Genomic DNA, 1,719 nt, shown 5'->3' with positions numbered 1-1,719 from the left:
CAACAATGAACGAACGTGTCGTCGTCGACCCCATCACCCGCATCGAGGGCCACCTCCGCATCGAGGCGGAAATGGACGGGCAAAATATCGCCCAGGCCTACTCTTCCGGCACCATGGTGCGCGGCATCGAGACCATCTTGAAGGGCCGCGACCCGCGGGATGCCTGGGCTTATGCGCAGCGCATCTGCGGTGTCTGCACCCTGGTGCACGGCATCGCGTCCGTGCGCTCGGTAGAAGACGCCCTAAACGTGGAGATCCCGCCCAACGCCCAGCTGGTGCGCAATCTGATGATCGGCGCCCAATTCATCCATGACCACGTGATGCACTTCTACCACTTGCACGCGCTGGATTGGGTGGATGTGGTCTCGAGCTTGAGTGCAGACCCCAAGGCCACGTCGGAGCTGGCGCAAAGCCTGAGCGGCTGGCCTAAGTCCTCCCCCGGCTATTTCGCCGACGTGCAAAAGCGTATTAAGGGCTTCGTGGAGTCCGGCCAGCTCGGTATCTTCGCGAATGGTTACTGGGGTCACCCGGCTTACAAGCTGCCGCCGGAGGCCAACCTGATGGCCGTGGCGCACTATCTTGAAGCGCTCGGCTGGCAACGCGAGGCAGCCAAGCTCCATGCCATCTTCGGCGGCAAGAACCCGCATCCGAACTTTGTCGTCGGCGGGCTCACCTCCCCAATCGACCTGAACTCTGACTCGGCCATCAACTCCAAGAAGCTCGCCCAGGTGCAGGACCTGATCAAGCTGATGCAGCAGTTCGTGGCCCAGGTCTATGTGCCGGACACCATTGCCATCGCGAGCTTCTACAAGGACTGGGGCGAGCGCGGCGAAGGGCTCGGCAACTTCCTCTGCTACGGCGACTTGCCCATCTCCGGCGGGTCCTTGAGCGACACCGCGGACTTCCTCTTCCCGCGCGGCGCCATCCTGAACCGCAACCTCGCCGACATCCGGCCGGTGGACCTGCACGCCGACAGCGAGATCCAGGAGTTCATCACGCACTCCTGGTACGAGTACGACGCCGGCAACGAGCAGGGCCTGCACCCCTACGCCGGCGAGACCAACCTGGAGTACGACAAGCGCGGCGGTGTGAAGCCGCCCTACAAGCACCTGGACGTCGCCGACGGCTACTCGTGGCTCAAGTCGCCGCGCTGGAACAGCGAGTCTGTGGAAGTGGGCCCGCTGGCCCGCATGCTCGTCCTGTATGCCGACACCAGCGCCCAGGCCCATCCGCAGGCCAAGGAGCTGGTGGACTCGACCCTGTCGCAGCTCGGCCTGCCGGTGGAGGCACTGTTCTCGACTCTCGGGCGCACAGCCGCGCGTACGCTGGAGTCCCAGATCGTCGCCGACGCCATGCAGGGCTGGTACGACCAGCTCATCGCCAATGTCAAAGGCGGGGACACCAAGACCTTCGCCGAGGCCCTGTGGGAGCCCGCCAGCTGGCCGAAGCAGGCGCAGGGCGCGGGCTTCATGGAGGCTCCGCGGGGCGCGCTGGGGCACTGGATCGTCATCGAGAATGAGAAAATCGCCAACTACCAGGCCGTGGTGCCCTCCACGTGGAACGCAGGCCCCCGCGATCCGCAGGGCGTGCCCGGGGCCTATGAGGCGGCGCTGCAGGACAACACCCAGCTGCACGACCCCAAACAGCCCATCGAGATCCTGCGGACCATCCACTCCTTCGACCCCTGCATCGCCTGCGCGGTGCATGTGGCCGATCCGG

1 protein-coding gene is annotated in these 1,719 nt (G+C 65.2%); it reads left to right on the top strand.

Annotated features, from left to right (window positions below):
- Positions 1–5: 5 nt before the first annotated feature.
- Positions 6–1,719, top strand: a 1,714-nt coding sequence (locus I6U14_RS00425; RefSeq protein ID WP_296895961.1) for a nickel-dependent hydrogenase large subunit, incomplete at its 3' end; no start/stop codon positions are given.

It is taken from the genome of Thiohalocapsa sp. (genome assembly GCF_019695415.1).
Taxonomy (GTDB): Bacteria; Pseudomonadota; Gammaproteobacteria; order Chromatiales; family Chromatiaceae; genus Thiohalocapsa.
The sequence above is the reverse complement of the archived record's forward strand: the minus strand, read 5'-3'. Positions and strand labels throughout refer to the sequence as shown.